The organism is Pseudomonas sp. 9.1(2019), from assembly GCF_009910445.1.
GTDB classification, from domain to species: domain Bacteria; phylum Pseudomonadota; class Gammaproteobacteria; order Pseudomonadales; family Pseudomonadaceae; genus Aquipseudomonas; species Aquipseudomonas paraversuta.
Window position 1 is genome coordinate 653,685 of record NZ_VBWF01000010.1, and the last position, 23,227, is coordinate 676,911.

General features: G+C 59.6%; 17 protein-coding genes. 4 read left to right on the forward strand and 13 right to left on the reverse strand.

Annotated features, from left to right (window positions below; genetic code table 11):
- Positions 1-67: 67 nt before the first annotated feature.
- From FEZ21_RS16305 to leuC, 12 genes are all read right to left on the reverse strand, one after another.
- On the reverse strand, positions 68-685 hold the full coding sequence (locus FEZ21_RS16305; protein WP_160627840.1) for an SPOR domain-containing protein: 618 nt from the start codon (positions 683-685) through the stop codon (positions 68-70).
- The gene (gene folC / locus FEZ21_RS16310) at positions 669-1,976 is read right to left on the reverse strand and encodes a bifunctional tetrahydrofolate synthase/dihydrofolate synthase (protein ID WP_003446144.1); all 1,308 of its coding nucleotides are present in this window, start codon (positions 1,974-1,976) and stop codon (positions 669-671) included. Before folC ends, FEZ21_RS16305 begins: the two co-directional genes overlap by 17 nt.
- Positions 1,973-2,893 (reverse strand): acetyl-CoA carboxylase, carboxyltransferase subunit beta, encoded by a 921-nt coding sequence (gene accD / locus FEZ21_RS16315; RefSeq protein WP_003446146.1) that lies wholly within the window; start codon positions 2,891-2,893, stop codon positions 1,973-1,975. Before accD ends, folC begins: the two co-directional genes overlap by 4 nt.
- Positions 2,894-3,164: 271 nt before the next feature.
- Entirely contained in the window at positions 3,165-3,788 is a 624-nt protein-coding gene (locus tag FEZ21_RS16320; protein WP_003446148.1) for a phosphoribosylanthranilate isomerase, read from the reverse strand.
- Between the two features lie 59 nt (positions 3,789-3,847).
- Positions 3,848-4,672 carry a tRNA pseudouridine(38-40) synthase TruA gene (gene truA, locus FEZ21_RS16325; protein ID WP_003446150.1) on the reverse strand — a complete coding sequence of 275 codons (825 nt, stop codon included), beginning with the start codon at positions 4,670-4,672 and terminating at the stop codon, positions 3,848-3,850.
- Positions 4,673-4,848: 176 nt separating this feature from the next.
- The gene (locus FEZ21_RS16330) at positions 4,849-7,197 is read right to left on the reverse strand and encodes a FimV family protein (protein WP_160627841.1); all 2,349 of its coding nucleotides are present in this window, start codon (positions 7,195-7,197) and stop codon (positions 4,849-4,851) included.
- An 85-nt stretch (positions 7,198-7,282) separates the two neighbouring features.
- Positions 7,283-8,293, reverse strand: a complete 1,011-nt coding sequence (locus FEZ21_RS16335) for an aspartate-semialdehyde dehydrogenase (RefSeq protein ID WP_127196445.1) — start codon at positions 8,291-8,293, stop codon at positions 7,283-7,285.
- 155 nt (positions 8,294-8,448) lie between these two features.
- Complete coding sequence (asd, locus tag FEZ21_RS16340; protein ID WP_003446161.1) at positions 8,449-9,561, reverse strand: aspartate-semialdehyde dehydrogenase; 1,113 nt, start codon at positions 9,559-9,561, stop codon at positions 8,449-8,451.
- A 68-nt stretch (positions 9,562-9,629) separates the two neighbouring features.
- Positions 9,630-10,712: a 3-isopropylmalate dehydrogenase gene (gene leuB, locus FEZ21_RS16345; protein WP_003446163.1), complete on the reverse strand. Its 1,083-nt coding sequence runs from the start codon at positions 10,710-10,712 to the stop codon at positions 9,630-9,632.
- 67 nt (positions 10,713-10,779) lie between these two features.
- Positions 10,780-11,547 carry a class I SAM-dependent methyltransferase gene (locus FEZ21_RS16350; protein ID WP_160627843.1) on the reverse strand — a complete coding sequence of 256 codons (768 nt, stop codon included), beginning with the start codon at positions 11,545-11,547 and terminating at the stop codon, positions 10,780-10,782.
- Between the two features lie 88 nt (positions 11,548-11,635).
- Positions 11,636-12,280, reverse strand: a complete 645-nt coding sequence (gene leuD, locus FEZ21_RS16355) for a 3-isopropylmalate dehydratase small subunit (protein WP_003446167.1) — start codon at positions 12,278-12,280, stop codon at positions 11,636-11,638.
- 10 nt (positions 12,281-12,290) lie between these two features.
- Positions 12,291-13,709, reverse strand: a complete 1,419-nt coding sequence (gene leuC, locus FEZ21_RS16360) for a 3-isopropylmalate dehydratase large subunit (RefSeq protein ID WP_003446169.1) — start codon at positions 13,707-13,709, stop codon at positions 12,291-12,293.
- 133 nt (positions 13,710-13,842) lie between these two features.
- Here leuC and FEZ21_RS16365 point away from each other — a divergent pair, with 133 nt between their 5' ends.
- The 3 genes from FEZ21_RS16365 (at position 13,843) to FEZ21_RS16375 (ending at position 18,806) form a co-directional block, all read left to right on the forward strand.
- Complete coding sequence (locus FEZ21_RS16365) at positions 13,843-14,736, forward strand: LysR family transcriptional regulator (protein ID WP_003446171.1); 894 nt, start codon at positions 13,843-13,845, stop codon at positions 14,734-14,736.
- Positions 14,737-14,799: 63 nt separating this feature from the next.
- Positions 14,800-17,418: a bifunctional diguanylate cyclase/phosphodiesterase gene (locus tag FEZ21_RS16370; RefSeq protein WP_003446173.1), complete on the forward strand. Its 2,619-nt coding sequence runs from the start codon at positions 14,800-14,802 to the stop codon at positions 17,416-17,418.
- Between the two features lie 206 nt (positions 17,419-17,624).
- Positions 17,625-18,806 (forward strand): acetyl-CoA C-acyltransferase family protein, encoded by a 1,182-nt coding sequence (locus FEZ21_RS16375; RefSeq protein ID WP_010656920.1) that lies wholly within the window; start codon positions 17,625-17,627, stop codon positions 18,804-18,806.
- A 118-nt stretch (positions 18,807-18,924) separates the two neighbouring features.
- On the opposite strand, the gene FEZ21_RS16380 is transcribed toward FEZ21_RS16375, so the two are convergent.
- On the reverse strand, positions 18,925-19,791 hold the full coding sequence (locus tag FEZ21_RS16380) for a pirin family protein (protein WP_003446176.1): 867 nt from the start codon (positions 19,789-19,791) through the stop codon (positions 18,925-18,927).
- 991 nt (positions 19,792-20,782) lie between these two features.
- Here FEZ21_RS16380 and FEZ21_RS16385 point away from each other — a divergent pair.
- Positions 20,783-23,212: a TonB-dependent siderophore receptor gene (locus tag FEZ21_RS16385; RefSeq protein WP_160627845.1), complete on the forward strand. Its 2,430-nt coding sequence runs from the start codon at positions 20,783-20,785 to the stop codon at positions 23,210-23,212.
- Positions 23,213-23,227: the final 15 nt, after the last annotated feature.

Here is a 23,227-nt window from a genome sequence, read left to right on the forward strand (position 1 = left end):
GAGCGCCGCCGCTCAGGTAAGGCGATTTATCAGTGCTTTGGCAATCAGGTGACACCTTTTTACCGACTCAGCCACGCTCGGGCTGAAAGCGCACCACAAAACCCTTGAGATTTTGCTGCTTGCCGAGCAGATCGCGCAGGCGATCGGCCTCTGCACGCTCAAGCAATGGACCGACAAAAACCCGATTCATCCCGCCCGAAGATCGGACATAAGCGTTATAACCTTGATTTCTAAGGGTTTTCTGCAGGTTATCAGCGCTTGCACGATTGGACAGACTGACCAGTTGCACCGACCAGCTAATGGGCAAGCCGTTAGGATCGAGACGTTTTTGCGTGGTATCGAGCTTGGCAGGTGCCTGCGCAACCGTTTGAGCCGGCGTGACAGCCGGTGGTTTTGGCGCCGCAACCACAGGTTTTGCCACCGCAGCTGCCGGTGCCTGCTGCGTGACGACTTCCTGCTCAGGCGGTGCAGGCTCTTCAGCGATTACCTGCGGCTCGGGCACCGCAACCGGCTCTACCTTGACCTCGGACATGACCGGCATCTGGGGTGCAGTCGGTGCATCGACCTGAATCTGGCGCTGCTCATCTTCGCGCGAGAACAGCATCGGCAAGAAGATCACGGCCAGCGCCACCAGTACCAGGGCGCCCACCATCCGCTGCTTGTATACCTTATCCAGCAAAGCCATTTGCAGCCTCCTCCGTGGCACGCCGCTGCAACCACTCGAGCGCTTCAGCGACGCAATAAAATGATCCGAACAACAGGATTTCGTCTTGCCCGGTAGCCTGCTCGCACTGTGCCTCAAGTGCCGCCTCGACACTGGCGAAAACCGAGACCCGAGCCCCCAGATCCTGCAGCGAGCCCTGAAGCTCAGCCGCCGGCCGGGTCCGCCCGGTATTGAGCGGTGCTACCGCCCAATGCGCGACCACTGGCGCGAGCTGTGACACTACGCCATCCAGGTCCTTGTCGGCCAGCAGGCCGAATACCGCCAGACGCCTGCCCGCTATCGGACGCTGCTGCAGACGCTTGACCAGATACTCCGCTGCATGGGGGTTATGGCCCACATCAAGCAGCATATTCAAGGTTTTTCCGTGCCAGTTGAACTGCCGACGATCCAGCCGACCGGTCACTTGCGTACCCTGTAACGCTTCAATAATTCGTTCAGGCTGCCACGGCAGACCTGTCAATGCATAAGCCTGCAACGCCAGCGCCGCGTTTTCCATCGGCAAATCCAGCAGCGGCAAGTCGCGCAACTCCACCACCTGCCCTGCCGCATCCCGGCCCTGCCAGTGCCAGACGCTGTCAGCAGTGGCCAGGTCAAAGTCACGACCACGTACAAACAGCGGGCAACCCAACTCTGCAGCCTTGTCGAGCAAGGGTTGAGGCGGGTTCAAGTCGCCACAAAGAGCAGGCTTGCCCGGGCGAAAAATGCCGGCTTTTTCGTAAGCCACGGATTCACGGGTATTACCAAGGTATTCCACGTGATCCACACCGATACTGGTGACCAGTGCCAAGTCGGCATCTACCAGATTGACCGCATCCAGTCGCCCGCCCAGACCGACTTCCAGCACCACGGCGTCAAGTTGCGCACGCTCGAACAGCCAGAAAGCCGCCAGCGTGCCCATCTCGAAATAGGTCAGTGAAGTCTGGCCCCGGCCAGCTTCCAAAGCGCTGAAGGCTTCGCAAAGCTGCTCGTCCGAGACCTCGGCGCCGTCGATCTGCACACGCTCGTTGTAGCGCAGCAGATGCGGAGAGTTATAAACCCCCACTTTCAGACCTTGCGCCCGCAGCAAGGACGCTACAAACGCACAGGTCGAACCCTTGCCGTTGGTGCCAGTAACCGTCACCACCCGAGGCGCGGGCTTTTGCAGGCCCATGCGGTTCGTTACCTCGCGCGCGCGATCCAGGCCCATGTCGATGGCAGATGGATGCAGCTGTTCAAGATAGGCGAGCCACTCGCCAAGGGTGCGCTCAGTCATATGTTTGCAGGTACCGGCGGAACAACGATTGCTTCAACAGGCGGCGCCACGAACACAGGCGTAGGCAGGCCCATCATTTGTGCCAGCAGGTTACCCAGGCGCGGGCGCAGTTCCTGGCGGGCAATGATCAAGTCGATTGCACCGTGCTCCAGCAGGAACTCGCTGCGCTGGAAGCCTTCTGGCAGTTTTTCACGAACGGTCTGCTCGATTACACGCGGGCCGGCAAAGCCGATAAGGGCTTTAGGCTCAGCCACGATTACATCGCCGAGCATCGCCAGGCTGGCCGAAACGCCGCCATAGACCGGATCGGTCAAGACCGAGATAAACGGAATGCCTTCTTCACGCAGACGCGCCAGTACCGCAGAGGTCTTGGCCATTTGCATCAGGGAGATCAGGGCTTCCTGCATCCGCGCACCACCGGAGGCTGCGAAGCAGACCATCGGGCAGCGGTTTTCCAGCGCATAGTTGGCGGCACGTACAAAACGCTCGCCAACGATGGCGCCCATCGAGCCGCCCATGAAGGAGAACTCAAACGCAGACACTACCACCGGCATGCCCAGCAAGGTGCCACTCACGGAGATCAGGGCATCTTTTTCGCCGGTCTGCTTTTGCGCACCGACCAGACGGTCCTTGTACTTCTTGCTGTCACGGAATTTCAGACGGTCTACAGGCTCCAGATCGGCGCCCAGTTCGTTACGACCATCGACATCCAGGAAGATATTGATGCGGGCACGTGCGCCGATGCGCATGTGGTGATTACATTTGGGGCAAACGTCCAGGGTCTTTTCCAGCTCCGGACGATAAAGCACAGCGTCGCAAGACGGGCATTTGTGCCACAGGCCTTCAGGTACCGAGCTCTTTTTGACCTCGGAACGCATGATCGAAGGAATCAGCTTGTCTACCAACCAGTTGCTCATGCTTTCTTTCTCCAGTACCGGTGGCCAGAACGCTTGGGTTCAGGCCCCGTGTATGCCCTTGAGCTAAATTCATTAGGTATGCGGCGATGATTACCGGGGAGAAGCGGTCAGCACATGGCAAACCAGCGTAACCCCCGGACCCTCAGCCTTCCCGACAACACGCCCCAGAGCGGCCGCCAGTTTAATTTCTGCCCGTCGAACCACCGGGCCCGCCTGCTTTATACAGCGGTAATGATGGACGGTGGCAGACTGCCAACCGTCACATCGGGCATCAGTTTGTTGCCCGTACTGCCTGCATGAAGGCCCGAATCCTGTCGTGATCCTTGATGCCCTTGCTCTTTTCCACCCCGCCACTCACATCAACGGCATACGGCCGCACCTGAGTAATGGCCCGGGCCACGTTCTCGGCAGACAAGCCGCCTGCGAGAATAATCGGTTTGCTCAAATCCTGCGGTATCAATGACCAGTCAAAGGCCTGGCCGGTTCCCCCGGGCACCCCTTCAACGTAGGCATCCAGCAAAATACCGCTGGCACCGGCATACGCCTTGCAGGCGCCTGCGATGTCATCACCCGCCTTTACCCGCAACGCCTTGATATAGGGCCGGTGGTAGCCCTCGCACTGCTCAGGGGTTTCATCGCCGTGAAACTGCAGCAAGTCCAGCGGTACGGCATCAAGTGTTTCGTTCAGCTCACAAGCCGTGGCATTGACGAACAACCCGACCGTGGTCACAAAAGGCGGCAAGGCGGCAATGATCGCGCGCGCCTGCTGCGCCGTTACTGACCGCGGACTTTTTGCGTAGAACACAAAGCCGATGGCGTCAGCCCCGGCACTAACAGCTGCCAGTGCATCATCTATGCAGGTAATACCGCAGATCTTGCTGCGAACGGCTGACATGTCGAATACACCTCAAGAAACGCGAAAGCCCCGGATGGTAACAAATGCTCATCCGGGCGTCAGCCGTCCAGTTCGGTAAAACCGGTCAAGAAATGTGGACCGATGTAACGTTGCGGCAATTGGAACTCATCGTGATATTCAACTTGTACCAGATACAGGCCATAGGGATGCGCTGTTACGCCACCGGAACGACGGACCCGGCTCTCCAGCACTTCCTTCATCCATTCCACCGGCCGCTCGCCAGTGCCGATGGTCATTAGCACCCCGGCGATGTTGCGCACCATGTGATGCAAAAAAGCACTGGCGCGAATATCCAGCACAATCATCTGTCCATGACGTGTCACGCGCAGGTGATGCATTTCCTTGACCGGCGATTTGGCCTGGCACTGACCCGCACGAAAAGCGCTGAAGTCGTGCACGCCCAACAGGTAGCGCGCGGCCTCGGCCATCCGCTCGACATCCAGCGGGCGATGGTTCCAGGTAATTTCCTGATTCAGGTGCGCAGGGCGAATCTGATCGTTGTAGATCACGTAGCGGTAACGCCGGGCGATGGCTTTGAAGCGTGCATGAAAATGCGCCGGCATGACCTTGGCCCAACTGACGCTGATGTCATGGGGCAAGTTGATGTTGGCGCCCATGACCCAGGCTTTCAGGGAGCGCTCGGCCATGGTGTCAAAGTGCACCACTTGCCCGCAGGCGTGTACACCCGCATCAGTGCGGCCTGCACAAAGCAATGAAACCGGAGATGCGGCGACTTTCGACAAGGCATTTTCCAGGGTTTCCTGGACCGTCAGCACACCACTGGCCTGACGTTGCCAGCCGCTATAGCGCGAGCCTTTGTATTCAACGCCCAGCGCGATTCGGGAAAAGCCTTCGGCGGCCATTTCGGCTGCCGGGTTATCTATATTTGCCAAGGTGCTACAGCCTGCTCGTAAACGCAAAGTCGGCCATTATAAGGCGCACCCGCAAAGACGCCACGAAACAAATCATGGCGAGGATAAATCAGCATCGGGTTCACAGATCAAGGGCCGGCAAGCCGGCCCCCACAGGTGACAGCAGATCAAGGCAAGCGCGACAACAGCTCCAGGGCTTCAGCCTGCTGCTCCGGGTTACCCTCCTCGACAACTTCGGTCAGGATATCCCGCGCGCCCTCGTCATCCCCCATATCGATATACGCCTGGGCCAGATCAAGCTTGGTCGCCGTTTCATCGGCGCCCGACAAGAAGTCAAACTCGGGTTCGTCGGCAAAGGACGGGACTATCGATGGCTGTTCAAGGCTTTCGGACAAGCGCTGCAACTCCGCATTGACCTTGTCCAGCTCAAGCGCAAAGCTGTCCGGCTCAGCGGCCGGCGCAACCGGTTCGTCAGCCAGGGACAAATCGAAATCAGGCGGCAGGTCCAGATCGAAGTCGGACATGTCGCTACCCGACGTCTCAGCCTGCTGCTTGAGCACGTCTTCAAAGCTCTGCTCGTCACCGGATTTTTTCTCGGGCGGCAACTCGGCAGGCGACGCCGCTTCAAGGTCATCCAGACTCAGATCAAAGTCCTGATCGAACTCGTCAACGGCCGGCCTGGCCTGTGGCTCAGGCTCCACTTCGCGATCATCGCGCATCATCTCTGTGACAAACTGCGCCTGTAATTGCGCAGCAACCGCAGCCGTGGCGATACCGGCTGCCAGTGCCATGGCCGGATAGCGATGCTTGAGCTGTTCAACCTCAGAATGATTCTTGCCGTTGGCAATCAGCTGCCGCTCCTGGGCAACAAAGGCATCACGCTCGCCCAGTTCACCATAGACCTGCATCAACTTGAGTCGCAGATCACTGCGTTGCGGCTCTTGCTCGATTGCACCTGCCAGCAGTTGCTCGGCCTCTTTGAGCTGACGCTGCTCAATCAACTGTTCAGCCTGGACCAATGCATCGGCCTGCGGGCTGACCAGCGCCTGGGCAACCACCACTGGCGCAACCGGAGGTACCACCAGTGCTGCCGCAGCTGGTGCCGCCTCGAGCTTGACGCTCGGCGGTGGAACTTCAAGCCCTTCGAAGCTGCTTTGCGGCATGTCCAGATCAGATGGGAACTCGGCCTCTTCCTCAAGCTCACGGGCCATCCGCGCATGCCTTTGCGCCGCCTGCAGGGCTTTACGGCGACGCACCAGCAGCAGCGCAAGCAGCAACAACAAGACCGCCGCGCCACCGACCAGACCCAGCAGCCAAGGGCTGTGCAACAAGTCCTGGATGCTGCGCTCTGCACGCGGAGTGGCACTATCGTCCTGCGCCGGAGCTGGCGGCACCGCCGTCGCCGGCGCACCTTCATCTGCCGGCGCGATGTCAGCTTCCGGAGCGTCCACAGCCTGCCCCGGCAGCGGGACCGCTATCGCCGCTGCCGGATCGACTGGCGCCGAACTGTCAGCCTGCAGCTTGGCCAATTGATTGTTTTTCAACTCGATCAAGCGTTGCAGCTTGTCCAGCTGGCTTTGCAAATCCTGCATCCGGCTTTGCAGCTCGGCATTTTCACGCCGGGCCGAATCCAGACCTTCCTGAGTCGTCGCCAGCTTGTCGCTGATATTTTTGGCATCGCCAACTGCACCCTTGCCATCGGCAGCGCTCGCCGCAACCAGGCTCAGGCTGTCACTACCGCCAGCCTTGGCAGGACTGGTAGCCGCAACCGGCTGCCGACCGGTCGCATCCAGCTGCTGGGCCAATGGCGTGGTACGACGCCCATTACGCCAGTCGGCATTCTGGGAAGCGACTTCATTGATGGCCTTGCCTTGGGACAGCTGGACACTTTGCGCGGCATCCGGCATGCGCAATACCTGACCGGTCTTGAGCCGATTGATGTTGCCGTTGATAAAGGCATCAGGGTTGAGCGCCTGAATCGCCAGCATGGTCTGCTGGACCGAGCCGCCATTGCGCGCCTTGGCCGCGATTTCCCACAGGGTGTCACGGGACGTGGTGGTGTATTGACCTGCATTTGCAGGCGCGCCAGAGGCAGCCGCAGCGGTTTGAGGAGAGAACTTGGCCGGGTCCAGCAATACGCTGTAGTCCCGCAGCAAGCGGCCGCTTGGCCACATCACCTGCACCAGAAACTTTACGAAGGGCTCGGACAAAGGCTGGCTGGAAGTGACGCGCAGCACGCTTTTGCCGTTGGCATTGATTACCGGCGTGAAACGCAGATCATCCAGGAATGCCGGACGCGGCACCCCGGCCTTTGTGAATTCGTCAGGCGGTGCCAGGCTCGGCACCACTTCAGCAGCGGTCAGATCCTTGACGTCCAACAACTCGATTTCAGCCAGCAGAGGCTGGTTCTGAGTCGACTTCAGGGTCAGCTCTCCGAGCCCGAGCGCCTGCGCCATACCGGATGACAGCGCCGAAGCGGCGGCGATTGCTAACACTAATTTGCGAACCTGAAGCATAGCCTCTTCCTTATTGGTACAGGCCTCGTCCCCCGAGGCCTGTATAGCTTCTGGAACCCTGCTGGAAATTGACGCCAAGTATCTTTTACAGAATATCTTTAATCAACAACTCAGCCAGTTGCACGGCATTCAAAGCGGCGCCTTTTCTTACGTTATCTGACGTCATCCAGAAATTAAGTTCAGAAGTGTCGTCTACAGCATGGCGCACCCGGCCGACATAAACCACGTCTTGTCCTACCGCATCGCCCACCGCCGTAGGATAGTCGCCCGCCTCTACCAGCTCGATACCTTCAGCGGCTTCAAGCGCCGCATTCACCGCATCCAGATCCACCGGCCCGGCAAGTTGCACGGCAACACTGAAGCTATCGCCAAAAAATACCGGAGCTTGAATGCAGGTCACCGAAACTTTCAGCGCGGGCATAGCCAACACTTCACGCAATTCCGTTACCAGGCGTTTTTCCAGTGGTACATGGCCTTGTGCATCAGGCTTGCCCACTTGCGCCAAGAGGTTAAACGCCATCTGGCGATCAAAAAAACTGGTCTCCAGCGGATGCAGATTCAGTAGTGCGGTGGTCTGACGCGCCAGCTCGGAAACCGCTTCACGGCCTTGGGCAGAAACTGCCAGACATGCCGTCACGTTGACCCGCTGAATATCCAGCAAGCCGCGCAGGGGCGCCAACACTACGGCAAGAGCGGTTGCCGACGGGCTCGGGCTGCTGATTTGCAGCGGCTTTGGCAACCCGGCCAATACTTGGGCATTGGCCTCGGGCACCACTTGCGGAGCCTGGGCCGCGGGCAATGCGCCCGACAAATCAATAATCGCGCACCCGCCAGCGCGGGCCTTGGCGGCAAAGCTCAGGGTTACGGCGGGGCCGGCAGCGAAAAACACCAGCTGCACTTTGCTGAAGTCAAACTCATCGACTTCACGCACTCGGACGTTTTTGCCCCGAAAAGGCACCGAATGCCCGGCTGACTCGCTGCTGGCCAGCAAATGCAAATCAGCGACCGGAAAATTGCGCTCTTCGAGAATTTGCACAATGGTTTCGCCGACAGTGCCGGTGGCGCCAACGACGGCGATATCAAAGGACTGGTTCATGCATCTACCTCAGGCGAAACGTGGGGAGCGGCACTGTACCGGGCGCAACCTTTGCAGGCAACGGACAGTGCCCGCCAGCGCGGCAGTAAAAAGCGCCACTCATTAAAAAGCCCGCCTCTCTTGCGAGAGGCGGGCCTGGCTGCAACCAGGGCGGATTAACGCTCCAGCAGAATCCGCAGCATGCGGCGCAACGGCTCGGCCGCACCCCACAACAACTGGTCGCCCACGGTGAACGCACCGAGGAACTGCGAACCCATGTTCAGCTTGCGCAGACGGCCAACCGGCACATTCAGGGTACCGGTTACCCGGGTAGGGCTCAGTTCCTGGATGCTGTCTTCACGATGATTGGGCACCAGCTTGACCCAAGGGTTGTGCTGGCTGATCAGACCTTCGATGTCGGCAATTGGCACATCCTTGTTCAGCTTGATGGTCAAAGCCTGGCTGTGACAGCGCATTGCACCGATACGCACGCAGATACCATCCACCGGAACCGGGTTCTTGAAGCGACCCAGGATCTTGTTGGTTTCGGCCTGGGCCTTCCACTCTTCGCGGCTTTGACCGTTTGGCAGCTCTTTGTCGATCCACGGGATCAAGCTACCGGCCAATGGCACGCCGAAGTTCTCGGTCGGGTACGCGTCGCTGCGCATCGCTTCAGCGACACGACGGTCGATATCGAGGATGGCGCTGGCCGGATCGGCCAGTTGATCGGCCACAGCAGCGTGGGTCGAACCCATTTGCTTGATCAGCTCGCGCATGTTCTGCGCGCCGGCACCGGATGCCGCCTGATAAGTCATGGCGCTCATCCACTCCACCAGACCGGCCTCAAACAGGCCGCCCAGGCCCATCAGCATCAGGCTGACAGTGCAGTTGCCGCCGATGTAGTTCTTGGTGCCCGCATCCAGCTGCTGGTCAATCACCCGGCGGTTGACCGGGTCCAGAACGATCACTGCGTCATCCTGCATCCGCAGGCTCGACGCTGCATCGATCCAGTAACCTTGCCAGCCTGCCTCACGCAGCTTGGGGAACACCTCAGTGGTGTAGTCGCCGCCCTGGCAGGTCAGGATTACATCGAGGGTTTTCAACTCTTCAATGTTGTAAGCATCCTTGAGCGGGGCGATATCCTTGCCCACAGACGGACCCTGTCCACCGACATTGGAAGTAGTAAAAAACACCGGCTCAATAAGATCGAAATCCTGCTCTTCCAGCATCCGCTGCATGAGCACAGAACCAACCATACCGCGCCAACCGACCAGACCTACACGCTTCATCACAACGACACCTTTAACAAAAAGTGGGGTCGTTACTTCCACCAACAGGAAGTAACGGGCCAGAGAGATTACAGATTCTGTAGCGCCGCGACTACTGCATCGCCCATTTCCTGCGTTCCGACCCTGGTGCAACCCGCCGACCAGATGTCGCCGGTACGCAAGCCCTGGTCCAGAACCAGGCTCACGGCCTGTTCAATGGCATCGGCAGCGGCGGTCTGATTGAAGCTGTAACGCAGCATCATCGAGACCGACAAAATGGTTGCCAGCGGGTTGGCAATGCCCTGCCCCGCGATGTCCGGCGCCGAACCGTGGCATGGCTCGTACATGCCCTTGTTGTTGGCATCCAGGGAGGCCGACGGCAGCATGCCGATGGAACCGGTCAGCATCGACGCTTCGTCCGACAGGATATCGCCGAACAGGTTGTCGGTTACGATCACATCGAACTGCTTGGGCGCACGCACCAGCTGCATCGCGGCGTTGTCGACGTACATGTGGCTCAGCTCGACGTCCGGGTAGTCCTTGGCCACTTCCTCGACCACTTCGCGCCACAACTGGCTGGAAGCCAGCACGTTGGCCTTGTCCACCGAGCACAGCTTTTTACCGCGCACACGAGCCATGTCGAAGCCGACCCGGGCGATACGGCGAATTTCGCTTTCGCTGTAGGGCAGCGTGTCATAAGCCTGACGCTCGCCGTTTTCCAGCTCACGGGTGCCACGGGGGGCGCCGAAGTAAATGCCGCCGGTCAATTCACGAACGATCAGAATATCCAGCCCGGCAACGATTTCCGGCTTGAGGCTCGAGGCATCTGCCAGTTGCGGGTAAAGAATGGCCGGACGCAGGTTGCCGAACAGACCCAGTTGCGCACGGATTTTCAGCAGGCCGCGCTCAGGACGGATATCACGCTCGATCTTGTCCCATTTAGGGCCACCCACGGCACCCAGCAACACCGCGTCGGCGGCACGGGCGCGCTCCAGGGTCTCATCCGCCAGGGGTACGCCGTGCTTGTCGATGGCTGCGCCGCCGAGCACGTCATGGGTCAGTTCGAAGTCGAGCTGGAACTTGTCATTGGCCAGCTCCAGTACTTTTACTGCCTGGGCCATGATTTCCGGACCAATACCGTCACCTGGAAGAATCAGAATCTGCTTGCTCATGGGTCTCTCGCTACCTGTCAGTTGATCCCCCCTGAGGGGTATCCATAATTTTTATTGTCTGGTGCTTTTATTTTTCACACCAAAGAACCAATACGTCGGTACTAAACGAACCATCAGGTTCGATTTCAAAATAATCGCGCACTTCAGTGCCCATGGATTGCTGCAACTCGCGAATGGCCACGCTCATGCTCACCGGTGTACGCATGCGCTCAATCCAGGAGCCGAACTCTAAACGCAAACGCTGACGCTGTGTGCTGCGGGTATGCAAACCGGCCTCACTGACCTGGCGTAGCCACTCGCCTGCAGAATAATCACGCACATGACTGGTATCGCGCAGCACCTCGACACTTTGCAGATAAGTATCGAACAGCGGGCTACCGGGCGACATCACGTCGATAAAAGCCGCCACGCCACCGGGTTTGAGCACCCGCCGCACTTCGCGCAAAGCCTGGCCCAGGTCGCTCCAGTGGTGAGCGGAATAACGGCTGAGCACGTAATCAAACTCGCCATCGGCAAACGGCAGACGCTCCGCCGCACCGCGCTGGGTGCTGATATTGTCCAGCCCGCGATCCTGGGCGGCGGCGCTGACGACATCGAGCATTTGCTGCGACAGGTCGTAGGCCACCACCTGGTTAACCAGCGCCGCCACATGAAAGCTGACATGACCGGCACCGCAGCCCAGATCCAGTACCCGGGCATCCTGCTTGCCGAACAGCTCGGCCTGTAGCAGGCCGAACTCGGTGCCTTGCGCATGCACGGCACTGCTCAGATAGGCCGAGGCCTGTTCACCGAACTGCTTTTGTACAACCTGACTGTGACGGGCGCTGCTGCTCATGTTGAAGTCCCTTGTTTGATGGGCTGCCCTGATCGCTGCAGCAGCGATCAGGGCCGGCATTACGCGATTGCTGTAGGAGCGAGCTGATTCAAGCGTCGCGAAACAACCAGGGCTGGCTCGCACGGTGCTTGCTTTCAAAGGCGGCGATGGCCACATCGTCCTGCAAGGTCAGGCCGATATCGTCCAGGCCGTTAAGCAGGCAATGCTTGCGGAAGGCATCGATCTCGAATTTCAGCACCTTGCCATCCGGACGCGTCACGGTTTGCGCCTCAAGGTCGATACTGAGCTGATAACCCGGCTCGGCCTCGACCTGGGCAAACAGTTCATCGACCTCGGCGTCGCTCAAAATGATCGGCAACAGACCATTTTTGAAGCTGTTATTGAAGAAGATATCGGCATAGCTCGGCGCGATGATGCTGCGAAAGCCGTATTCTTCCAGCGCCCAGGGCGCGTGCTCACGGCTGGAGCCGCAGCCGAAGTTTTCACGGGCCAGCAACACGCTGGCACCCTGATAACGCTCGGCGTTGAGCACAAAGTCCTTGTTCAACGGGCGCCGGGAGTTGTCCTGGTACGGTTGCCCGACATCCAGGTAGCGCCACTCGTCAAACAGGTTCGGACCAAAGCCGGTGCGCTTGATGGATTTCAGAAACTGCTTGGGAATGATCTGGTCGGTATCCACGTTGGCCCGATCCAAGGGAGCGACAAGCCCGGTGTGCTGAGTAAAAGCTTTCATGCGCAGCTCCTTAAACCAATTCGCGGACGTCGATGAAACGACCGTTTACAGCGGCGGCGGCGGCCATCGCCGGGCTCACCAGGTGAGTACGACCACCGGCGCCCTGACGGCCTTCAAAGTTACGGTTGGAGGTCGAAGCGCAGTGCTCGCCCGACTCCAGGCGGTCCGGGTTCATGGCCAGGCACATCGAACAGCCCGGTTCACGCCATTCAAAACCGGCCTCCAGGAAAATCTTGTCCAGACCTTCGGACTCGGCCTGGGCTTTAACCAGACCCGAGCCCGGCACCACGATCGCCTGCTTGATGGTGGAGGCCACTTTGCGGCCCTTGGCGACCACTGCCGCAGCGCGCAAGTCTTCGATCCGCGAGTTGGTGCACGAACCAATGAACACGCGATCCAGCTGGATATCGGTGATCGCCTGATTGGCGTTCAGGCCCATGTACTTCAAGGCACGTTCGATCGAACCACGCTTGACCAGGTCAGCTTCCTGCGCCGGATCGGGAACGTTCTGATCCACCGCCAGAACCATTTCAGGGGAGGTACCCCAGCTGACTTGCGGCTTGATCTGCGCCGCATCGAACTTGATCACGCTGTCGAAATGCGCGTCGGCATCGGAAACCAGATCCTTCCAGGCCTCCACGGCCAGATCCCACTCGGCGCCCTTCGGTGCAAACGGGCGACCCTTGACATAGGCCACGGTCTTTTCGTCCGCTGCAACCAGACCCACGCGGGCACCGGCTTCGATGGACATGTTGCAAATGGTCATGCGCCCTTCAACCGACAAATCGCGAATCGCACTGCCGGCAAACTCAATGGCATGACCATTGCCGCCTGCGGTACCGATTTTCCCGATCACTGCCAGCACGATGTCCTTGGCGGTCACGCCGAACGGCAATTGACCTTCAACCGAGACCAGCATGTTTTTCATTTTCTTGGCCACCAGACACTGGGTGGCGAGCACGTGCTCCACCTCGGAAGTGCCGATACCGTGGGCCAATGCGCCAAATGCACCATGGGTCGAGGTGTGCGAATCACCGCAAACCACGGTCATGCCCGGCAAGGTCGCGCCCTGCTCGGGGCCGATCACGTGAACGATGCCCTGGCGGATGTCGTTCATTTTGAATTCGGTGATGCCGTACTCGTCGCAATTGTCGTCGAGGGTTTGCACCTGCAAACGGGAAACCTGGTCGGTAATGGCCTCAATCCCGCCCTTGCGCTCCGGCGTGGTCGGTACGTTATGGTCCGGGGTCGCGATGTTGGCATCGATGCGCCAAGGCTTGCGCCCGGCCAGACGCAGACCTTCAAAGGCCTGCGGCGACGTCACTTCATGAATGATGTGACGATCGATGTAGATCAGCGCCGAGCCATCGTCGCGCTGCTTGACCAAATGCGAATCCCAGAGCTTGTCGTAGAGCGTTTTGCCGGCCATCAGACGGTTTCCTCATCAGCTACTTTTCTGTGCCAATAACCACTTGGCTTGTGAGGTCGATCCTATGGCGTTACAGTTAATAACTCAAATTCATAATTTTCATGCTTTGGATAACCAACAGGAATTCGAATAGATGGATCTCGCGAATCTCAATGCTTTTATCGCTATTGCTGAAACCGGGAGCTTCTCCGGGGCTGCCGAACGCCTGTTCCTGACCCAGCCGGCGATCAGCAAACGCATCGCCAGTATCGAGCAGCAACTCAAGCTCAGGCTGTTCGACCGGCTAGGCCGCGAAGTCAGCCTGACCGAGGCCGGGCGGGCCTTGCTGCCGCGGGCCTACCAGATCCTCAACGTCCTGGACGACACCCGCCGGGCGCTGAACAACCTCAACGGTGAGGTCAGTGGCCGCCTGACTCTGGCCACCAGCCATCATATTGGCCTGCACCGCCTGCCGCCCCTGCTGCGCGAGTTCACCCGCACCTACCCGAAGGTCGCGCTGGATATTCAGTTCCTGGATTCAGAAGTGGCCTACGAAGAAATTCTCCACGGCCGCGCCGAACTGGCGGTCATCACCCTGGCCCCGGAGCCCCATTCGCTGATTCGCGCCGTGCCGGTGTGGGATGATCCGCTGGACTTCGTAGTCGCCCCAGAACACACCCTCACCCGCCGTTCGAAGGTCAGTCTGGCCGACATTGCCCACCATCCGGCAGTGTTTCCGGGCGGTAATACCTTCACCCACCATATTGTCCAGCGCCTGTTTGAAGCCCAGGGCCTGACGCCCAATATCGCCATGAGCACCAACTACCTGGAAACCATCAAGATGATGGTCTCCATCGGCCTGGCGTGGAGCGTCCTGCCGCGCACCATGCTCGATGAGCAAGTGGCATCGATCGAGTTGCCCGGCATTCAACTGACGCGCCAGCTAGGCTACATCGTGCACACCGAAAGAACCCTGTCCAATGCCGCACATGCCTTCATGAAACTACTGGATGCCCAGGTCGACAGGGGTCACAGTGAGCAACCCTGAGATCGCTCCAGCGGTTCAGAAGCAAAACCGTCTCAATGGATCGAGATCCAAGGATCGCAGTCAATGCCATACCAGAGATATACCAGCCTCCCCCTAGACGGTTTGACTGAGGTTGACCCGATATCGCTGGAACACGGCAGGCAAAACAACGGGTCAGCGCAGCCCTGGTACTGGGACATTGAAACGGGGCTCATCAACAATGCAAGCCATCGGCGCACACGCCAGCAAGCGCTCAACAACTCAGAACAGCGCTTCGCCACACTCTTTCATTTATCGCCCCACATGGTGCTGCTGGTGCGCATCGAAGACGGGTTGATCAGTGAGGCCAACCATTGGTTCGAGAGCCTGCTGGGCTGGCCGTTAAACCAGGCAATCGGGCGTACGACCATCGAACTGGGGATCTGGCCAGATCCCCGGCAGCGCAAACAATTCATCAAGAACATACGCAGCAAAAATGCCTCGGTGAGTATGGAAGTCTGCCTGCAGGGCCGTGATGGACAACTGCACGACGGCATCCTCAGCGCACAAAAAGTCGAACTGGAGGGCGAGGCCTATCTGGTCAGTACCTTCCTGGACACCCGCAAAAGCAAAGAAGTCGAGCAAGCCTTGATCGACAGTCAGGAGCGCCTGGACCTGGCGCTGGACTCGGCACAACTGGGTACCTGGGACTGGCATATCCCCAGCGACAGACTCTACGGCTCGGCCCGTGCCGCCCAACTGCACGGCCTGCCGGCCGAACCGTTCAACGAGTCATTCGAAGCGTTCTTCGACGGTGTGCCCGAAGCCGAGCGTGACAATATGCGCGACACCTATCGCACACTGCGCGAAGGCCCCGCCGGGAGTTATCAACTGACCTATCGGGTGCCCGGCGAGAACGACACTTCACGCTATATAGAAAGTCGTGCCCGGCTCTATCGCGACGCTGAAGGTCTGCCCCTGCGCATGGCCGGGACCTTGCTCGACATCACCGAGCAAGTGGAGCGCGAACAACGCCTGAGTGCCTCCGAAGACAAATTTGCCAAGGCATTCCACTCCAGCCCCGATGCCATCACCATCAGCGAACTTGCCACTGGCAACTATCTGGAAGTGAATGACGGCTTCAGCCGGCTGACCGGATACAGCAGCGCCGAGGTGATTGGCCGCAGCCCTTACGAACTGGGGATCTGGGGGCATAGCTCACAGCGTCAGGCATTACTCGACGAGATCAAGGAAAAGGGCCGTATCCGCAACCGGGAAATACTCGGGCGCTCCAGACGTGGCGCCCTGCTCAACCTTGAGATATCCATCGAACCGATCACCCTTAATGACACCCCCTGCCTGTTGCTTACTGCCCGCGACATCAGCCAGCTCAAAGCGGCCCAGGCCCAGGCCAGCCACCTGGCCTACCACGACCCGCTGACCAACCTGGCGAACCGCTCGTTGCTGCTGGAGCGCCTGAACCATCAGACCGAGCTGCTTGAACACCATGATCTGCGCGGGGCGCTGTTGTTTCTGGATCTGGATCACTTCAAACACATCAACGACTCGCTCGGGCATCCGGTGGGCGACTCGGTGCTGAAAATCATCACCGCCCGGCTCGAAGCCAGTGTCCGCAGCGAAGACACCGTGGCACGCCTGGGCGGTGACGAGTTTGTAGTACTGCTGACCGGTCTCAAGGGTTCGCTGCAAGCAGTCACGCTTAATGTTCTGCGTACTGCCGACACCTTGCGCGAGCTGCTGGCCGAACCCATGTTTCTCGATGGCCAGCGCCTGCAAGTAACCCCCAGCATCGGCATTGCCTTGCTGCCCGACCACGGGATCACCGCGACAGACCTGCTGAAACGGGCCGACATTGCCCTGTATCGGGCCAAGGATTGCGGGCGTAATACCAGCCAGCTATTCGATTTTTCCATGCAGGCTGCGGCCAGCGAACGCATGAACATGGAAAGCGCCCTGCGCACAGCGTTGGCACGCAACGAGTTCAGCCTGCACTTTCAGCCCCAGGTCGACGCCCGGGAAAACCGCATCGTCGGCGCTGAAGCACTGCTGCGCTGGCAGCACCCGCAACTGGGGGCACAATCCCCGGCCGATTTCATCAAGATCCTCGAAGACAGCGGCCTGATTCTGGAAGTGGGCGCCTGGATTCTCGATGAAGCCTGCCGTTCGTTCGGCAAATTGTTGCGCGAAGGCCTTATCGACCCCCAGGCATTCAGCCTGTGCGTCAACATCAGCCCCCGGCAGTTTCGCCAAAGCGACTTCGTGGAACAGGTCAAGCGCAGCCTGTTGCACCATGACCTGCCCTGCTCGATGCTCAAGCTGGAAGTCACCGAAGGCATCGTGATTCAGAATCTGGAAGACACCATCGCCAAAATGCAGGCGCTCATCGCGTTGGGAGTGAGCTTTGCGATGGACGACTTCGGCACGGGCTACTCCTCGCTGACCCATCTCAAACGCCTGCCTGTGGACACCCTGAAAATCGACCAGTCGTTTGTGCGCGACGCCATTAACGCCCCCAACGATGCGGAAATCATCCGCGCCATTGTTGCCATGGCCCGCAGCCTGAAAATCAAGGTGGTGGCCGAAGGCGTCGAACAAGCGGCCCAGCTCCAGTTTCTGCAGAGTATTGGTTGCCATCTGTACCAGGGCTACCTGCACAGCCGGCCGGTGCCTCTGGCCCAGTTCCGCAAACTGCTGCAACACTGACCCCACCTGAAACCCCCTGTAGGAGCGAGCTTGCTCGCGAGCTGTTCCAACCCGGCACGAAGGGCTATCGGGCACCTTCGCTCCTGCATCCCATGGCCCACATCCCATGAAGAGCGGATTTACCCTGCAAACGGACTACTCTGTGCCCCCTGGCCCCATGAAATAATCCAGCCTGTTACGAGTCAGAAAAATAATAAGGACCTACCATGCAAACCTCCGAGATTTTCATCCTGGGCGCCCGGCGCACCGCCATCGGCACCTTTGGCGGTGCACTCAAGGACGTTGCCCTGTGCGACCTGGCCACCACCGCAGTCAAGGCCGCCCTTATCGCTAGCCAGGTCGACCCGCAACGCATCGGCCACGTGGTGATGGGCAACGTGATTCCAACCGCCCCCCAGGACGCCTATCTGGCACGAGTGGCTGCAATCAACGCCGGCATCCCCAAGCAAACCCCCGCGTACAACGTTAATCGCCTCTGCGGCTCGGGCCTGCAGGCGATCATTTCTGCCGCCCATACCCTGATGCTCGGCGATGCTGATTTCGCCATCGGCGCCGGGGCCGAGTCCATGAGCCGCGGCCCGTACTTGCTGCCATCCGCCCGCTGGGGCGCGCGTATGGGCGATGCCCAGGTGCAGGATTACATGCTGGGCATTCTCCACGACCCGTTCCACGGTATTCACATGGGGATCACTGCCGAGAATATTGCGCAGCGCAACCATATCAGTCGCGAGGTACAGGACGCCCTGGCGCTGACAGACCAGCAGCGTGCCGCCCACGCCATCGCCCAGGGTTATTTCGACAGCCAGATCGCTGCCGTCGAGGTTAAAAGCCGCAAAGGCAGCGTCTTGTTCGACGTTGACGAACACCCGCGGGCTACCACCCTGGAACAGCTTGGGCAAATGAAGCCGGCGTTCAAAAAAGACGGCAGCGTGACGGCCGGTAACGCCTCGGGGCTCAACGACGGCGCCGCTGCGCTGGTGTTGGCCAGTGGTGCCGCGGTCAAGGCTGACAACCTCGCGCCTGTCGCACGCCTGGTGGCCTATGCCCACGCCGGGGTAGAACCTGAACTGATGGGGCTGGGCCCCATTCCGGCGACTCGTCTGGCGCTCAAGCGCGCAGGCTTGAAGATCGGCGACATGGACGTGATTGAAGCCAATATCGCCTTTGCGGCCCAGGCCTGTGCGGTGATGCAAGAACTGGAAATGGACCCGGCCCGGGTCAACCCCAATGGCTCCGGTATCGCTTTGGGCCATCCAGTGGGTGCCACCGGCGCGATTATCGCCACCAAGGCCATCCACGAACTGCACCGGATAAAAGGCCGCTATGCGCTGGCCACCATGTGTATCGGTGGCGGTCAGGGCATAGCGGTTATTTTCGAGCGAGTCTGAACCCGTAAATGACCGTAGTCGCTGCCGAAGGCTGCGATGGACTGCGTAAGACCTGCTGGTAACAGCGAAGGTCCTGCGGCCCTTGTCGCAGCCTGCGCCAGCGACTACGGCTGGCTTGTTACACCGGCATCCGGCCAAATTTCCCCGACTGGAAGTCGATGAAGGCCTGATGGATTTCAGCTTCGGTGTTCATCACAAACGGACCGTGCCCCACAATCGGTTCGTCGATGGGCTCACCGCTCAAGATCAACAGCACCGCATCGTTATTGGCCTCAAGACGAACCTGAGACCCGTCGCGGGCAAACAGCGCCATTTGTCCTTCGCGCACCACTTCCTGGCCATTGACCTCGACCGCACCGTGCAGCACCACCAACATGGTGTTGCGGCCCTGATGCAGATCGAGGGTGGTCGACTTGCCCGCGTTCAAGCGGATATCCCACACGTCGATCGGGGTGAAGGTACGGGCCGGGCCGCGCTGGCCGTCGAACTCGCCGGCGATCAAGCGCAGCCGGCCGGCACCGTCCTTGAGCGCCAGTTCAGGAATGTCCCGGTCGACGATACCCTGATAGCCAGCCTCGGCCATCTTGTCTTTGGCCGGCAGGTTGACCCACAGCTGCACCATTTCCAGGGTGCCGCCACTGCGGGCAAACGCCTCGGAATGGAACTCTTCATGCAGGATCCCTGACGCAGCGGTCATCCATTGCACATCACCGGGGCCGATAACCCCGCCATTGCCGGTGGAGTCCCGATGCTCGACTTCACCTTTGTAGACGATGGTCACCGTCTCAAACCCACGATGGGGATGCTGGCCTACACCACGACGCTCGGTAGTGGGCGTGAATTCCGCAGGCCCGGCGTAATCAAGTAACAAGAACGGGCTGACGTGTTCACCCATGCTGTCGTAGGAAAATAACGTACGAACCGGAAAGCCATCACCGACCCAATGCGCACGTGGAGCCGTATAGACACCCAGAATGTTTTTCATGTTGCACCTCCTGTAAATCATGGCAACAAGGATAGATTCGTATCACCCATAAGACTAGACAGCATAAATAGCACTCAGCGTTCCATACATAGAACGACCCTGCCACCCATATCCCTGTATGGCTCCGATACAAACCCGGGCCCGCATCGCTGGCAAGCCAGCTCCCACAGTAGCTGTCCCCACATGACCCTGCAGGAGCGAGCTTGCCTCGCGATGGCTCCGACACAAACCCGAGGCCCGCATCGCTGGCAAGCCAGCTCCCACAGAAGCAGTCCCCACGTAACCCTGCAGGAGCGAGCTTGCCTCGCGATGGCTCCGACACAAATCCGGGCCCGCATCCCTGGCAAGCCAGCTCCCACAGAAGCTGCCCCCCCATACCCCAGCAGGAGCGAGCGTGCCTCGCGATGGCTCCGATACAAACCCGGAGCCCGCATCGCTGGCAAGCCAGCTCCCACAGTAGCTGTCCCCACATACCCCTGTATAAGCGAGCTTGCCTCGCGATGGCTCCGACACAAACCCGGGGCCCGCAGCGCTGGCAAGCCAGCTCCCACAGTAGCTGTCCCCACATAACCCAGCAGGAACGAGCTTGCCTCGCGATGGCTCCGACACAAATCAGGGGCCCGCATCGCTGGCAAGCCAGCTCCCACAGTAGCTGTCCCCACATACCCCTGCAGGAGCGAGCGTGCCTCGCGATGGCTCCGACACAAACCCGGGCCCGCATCGCTGGCAAGCCAGCTGCCACAGTAGCTGCCCCCACATACCCCTGTAGGAGCGAGCTAGCCTCGCGAGCTTTATATCGAGCCCTGATTGATTGCCGAGCGAATGCGGGAATCTTGAAAAGCTCGCGAGGCTAGCTCGCTCCTACAGGGTTTGGGGATTGCTCTGCAAAATCAAATCCAGCCAATTCAGTCGCTTGTTTCCGGTTTAACCCGCGTGCTGCGTCTTATAACTATTCGCATCAATCATTCCCCTCCCGGAGCCTCGGCACGCAATGCAACGATCCAATTTGAACCGTACCCTGTTAAGCAGCGCACTGCTGGCCTCGGCACTGCTGGGCACACCCATGGCTCTGGCCGCGCCGGTCGTGTTGAATATCCCGGCACAACCGCTGGCCAGCGCCCTGAACGAGTTCGGCAAGCAGACCAGTCTGCAAGTGCTCTACAGCCCGGATCAGGTACAGGGGATCAGTTCGCACTCCGTCTCGGGCTCACTGGAGCCGATCAAGGCTCTGGAAGCCCTGCTGCAGGGTAGCGGCATTTCATACCAGCTCAATGGCGACACGCTGATTCTCAATGTCGCCCAAGGCCAGGGCCTGGAGTTGGGGGCCACCACCATTTCCGGCCAGGGCCAGGGGGCGTTGCTGACCACAGAGGACACGGGGTCCTACACCACTGCCGCCAGCAACAGCTCGACCAAACTGCCGTTGTCGATCCGCGAAACCCCGCAGACCGTGACCGTAATTACCCGCCAGCTCATGGACGATCAGGCGGTCCAGAGCATCGGCGATGTGCTGCGTAACGCGCCGGGCATTTCGACCCAGGCCTACGACAGCGACCGCATGGAATATTCGGCCCGCGGCTACGCCATCACCAACTTCCAGTACGACGGCGTGAACGCCCGCTATGACGGGGTGTTCGATGAGGGCGCGACCAAGGTCGACATGGCCCTGTATGACCGGGTTGATATCGTCAAAGGCGCCACCGGCCTGCTGTCCGGCTCCGGCGAACCCTCGGCTACGGTCAACCTGATCCGCAAAAAACCGACCCGCGAATTCAAGGCGTCGGTGACTGCCAGCGCAGGCTCCTGGGACAACTACCGAACCGAAGGCGATATCTCCGGCCCGTTGAATGAAGACGCCAGCGTGCGCGGGCGCCTGGTCGGGGTGTATCAGGATGCCGATTCGTATCTGGATCACTACTCGAAAAAGAATGATGTGTTCTACGGCATCCTCGAAGCCGATATCACTCCCGATACCCTGCTGACCTTCGGCATGGACTATCAGAACATCAAGCCCCGCGGCTCGTCCTGGACCGGCAACCCCTACTACTTCTCCAACTACAGCAAGACCGACTTCAGTCGCTCGTTCAACCCGGCCACCGACTGGAGCCGTCGCGATGTAGTCGCGCAGACCACCTTCGCCTCCCTGGAACACCGCTTTGCCAATGAATGGAAAGTCAAAGGCAGCCTGACCCAGCAAACCAACGACCACGACACCCAACTGGGATCGGCCGGTGGCGGCATGCCGGACCCGGTCACCGGCGACGGCATGTTCTTCTACTGGGGCAAGTGGGAAGGTCACCGGGTGCAAAACACCTTCGACCTCAATGCCAGCGGCCCCTTCAGCCTGTTTGGCCGCGAACATGAACTGGTGGTCGGTGTTACTTCGCAGACCTCCCGCCAAACCGGGGCAACCTTTGATGCCAGTGAATTCGGCAAGGTCCCCGGCAGCATCTTTGACTGGAAGGGTGATTACCCGAAACCCTACTTCCCGAAAAACGGCAAATACCAGACCAACGAAAACCAGAACAGTGCTTACCTCGCTGCGCGCTTCAGGCCGACCGACGACCTGTCGCTGATTCTCGGCAGCCGCGTGAGCGACTTCCAGTACAACGACACGCGCACGTACTACGTGCAAACCCCCACCTTCAGCGACAACAAGACCACCTCCAAACAGCACGGCAAAGTCACGCCCTACGCTGGCGTGGTGTATGACCTGAACGACACCTACTCGGCGTACGCCAGCTACACCTCGATTTACAAACCGGTCACCGAGCGCAGCAAGTCCGGCACAACCCTGGCGCCCACCGAAGGCAACAGTTATGAAATCGGTTTGAAGGGTGAATACTTCGACGGCCGCCTGAATGCCAGTGCCGCGGTGTTCCGCACCGAGCAGAAAAACCTGGCCGTCTATGCAGGCATCGACGCTGCCAACCAGACCTACTATGAGTCCGTCGACGGAGCGACCACCAAAGGCATCGAATTCGAGCTGGCCGGTGAACTGATGCCGGACTGGAACCTGATGGCCGGTTACACCTACGCCCAGACCAAAACCGCAGATGGCGGTCGTCTGTACGGCTACCCGCTGGAAACCACCAAGCCTGAAAACGTGGCGCGGGTATTTACCACCTACCGCCTGCCGGGGGTGTTGAACAAAGTTATCGTGGGCGGTGGTGTCAACTGGCAGAGCCCGTTCTACGGCAAGATCTACAACGATGCCAAGGGTGACTACGACATCATCGAGCAGCACAGTTACGCGCTGGTCAACCTGATGACCCGCTACGAGTACAACGAGCACCTGAGCTTCAACCTCAACGCCAACAACCTGTTCGACAAGAAATACCTGTCGGGCCTGGGCAACTTCAGCACCACCTACTACGGCGAGCCGCGCAGCCTGATGCTGACCAGCAAATACATCTTCTAAAAGCCGGCCCCGCAT

Bases quoted from the DNA above. Each gene is read 5' to 3' on its own strand.
- FEZ21_RS16330 (WP_160627841.1), bottom strand. From the start codon at position 7,197: ATGCTTCAGGTTCGCAAATTAGTGTTAGCAATCGCCGCCGCTTCGGCG.
- FEZ21_RS16335 (WP_127196445.1), bottom strand. From the start codon at position 8,293: ATGAACCAGTCCTTTGATATCGCCGTCGTTGGCGCCACCGGCACTGTC.
- leuB (WP_003446163.1), bottom strand. From the start codon at position 10,712: ATGAGCAAGCAGATTCTGATTCTTCCAGGTGACGGTATTGGTCCGGAA.
- truA (WP_003446150.1), bottom strand. From the start codon at position 4,672: ATGGCCGCCGAAGGCTTTTCCCGAATCGCGCTGGGCGTTGAATACAAA.
- FEZ21_RS16365 (WP_003446171.1), top strand. From the start codon at position 13,843: ATGGATCTCGCGAATCTCAATGCTTTTATCGCTATTGCTGAAACCGGG.
- folC (WP_003446144.1), bottom strand. From the start codon at position 1,976: ATGACTGAGCGCACCCTTGGCGAGTGGCTCGCCTATCTTGAACAGCTG.
- leuC (WP_003446169.1), bottom strand. From the start codon at position 13,709: ATGGCCGGCAAAACGCTCTACGACAAGCTCTGGGATTCGCATTTGGTC.
- FEZ21_RS16375 (WP_010656920.1), top strand. From the start codon at position 17,625: ATGCAAACCTCCGAGATTTTCATCCTGGGCGCCCGGCGCACCGCCATC.
- FEZ21_RS16380 (WP_003446176.1), bottom strand. From the start codon at position 19,791: ATGAAAAACATTCTGGGTGTCTATACGGCTCCACGTGCGCATTGGGTC.
- asd (WP_003446161.1), bottom strand. From the start codon at position 9,561: ATGAAGCGTGTAGGTCTGGTCGGTTGGCGCGGTATGGTTGGTTCTGTG.
- FEZ21_RS16305 (WP_160627840.1), bottom strand. From the start codon at position 685: ATGGCTTTGCTGGATAAGGTATACAAGCAGCGGATGGTGGGCGCCCTG.
- FEZ21_RS16385 (WP_160627845.1), top strand. From the start codon at position 20,783: ATGCAACGATCCAATTTGAACCGTACCCTGTTAAGCAGCGCACTGCTG.
- FEZ21_RS16350 (WP_160627843.1), bottom strand. From the start codon at position 11,547: ATGAGCAGCAGCGCCCGTCACAGTCAGGTTGTACAAAAGCAGTTCGGT.
- FEZ21_RS16320 (WP_003446148.1), bottom strand. From the start codon at position 3,788: ATGTCAGCCGTTCGCAGCAAGATCTGCGGTATTACCTGCATAGATGAT.
- accD (WP_003446146.1), bottom strand. From the start codon at position 2,893: ATGAGCAACTGGTTGGTAGACAAGCTGATTCCTTCGATCATGCGTTCC.
- leuD (WP_003446167.1), bottom strand. From the start codon at position 12,280: ATGAAAGCTTTTACTCAGCACACCGGGCTTGTCGCTCCCTTGGATCGG.
- FEZ21_RS16370 (WP_003446173.1), top strand. From the start codon at position 14,800: ATGCCATACCAGAGATATACCAGCCTCCCCCTAGACGGTTTGACTGAG.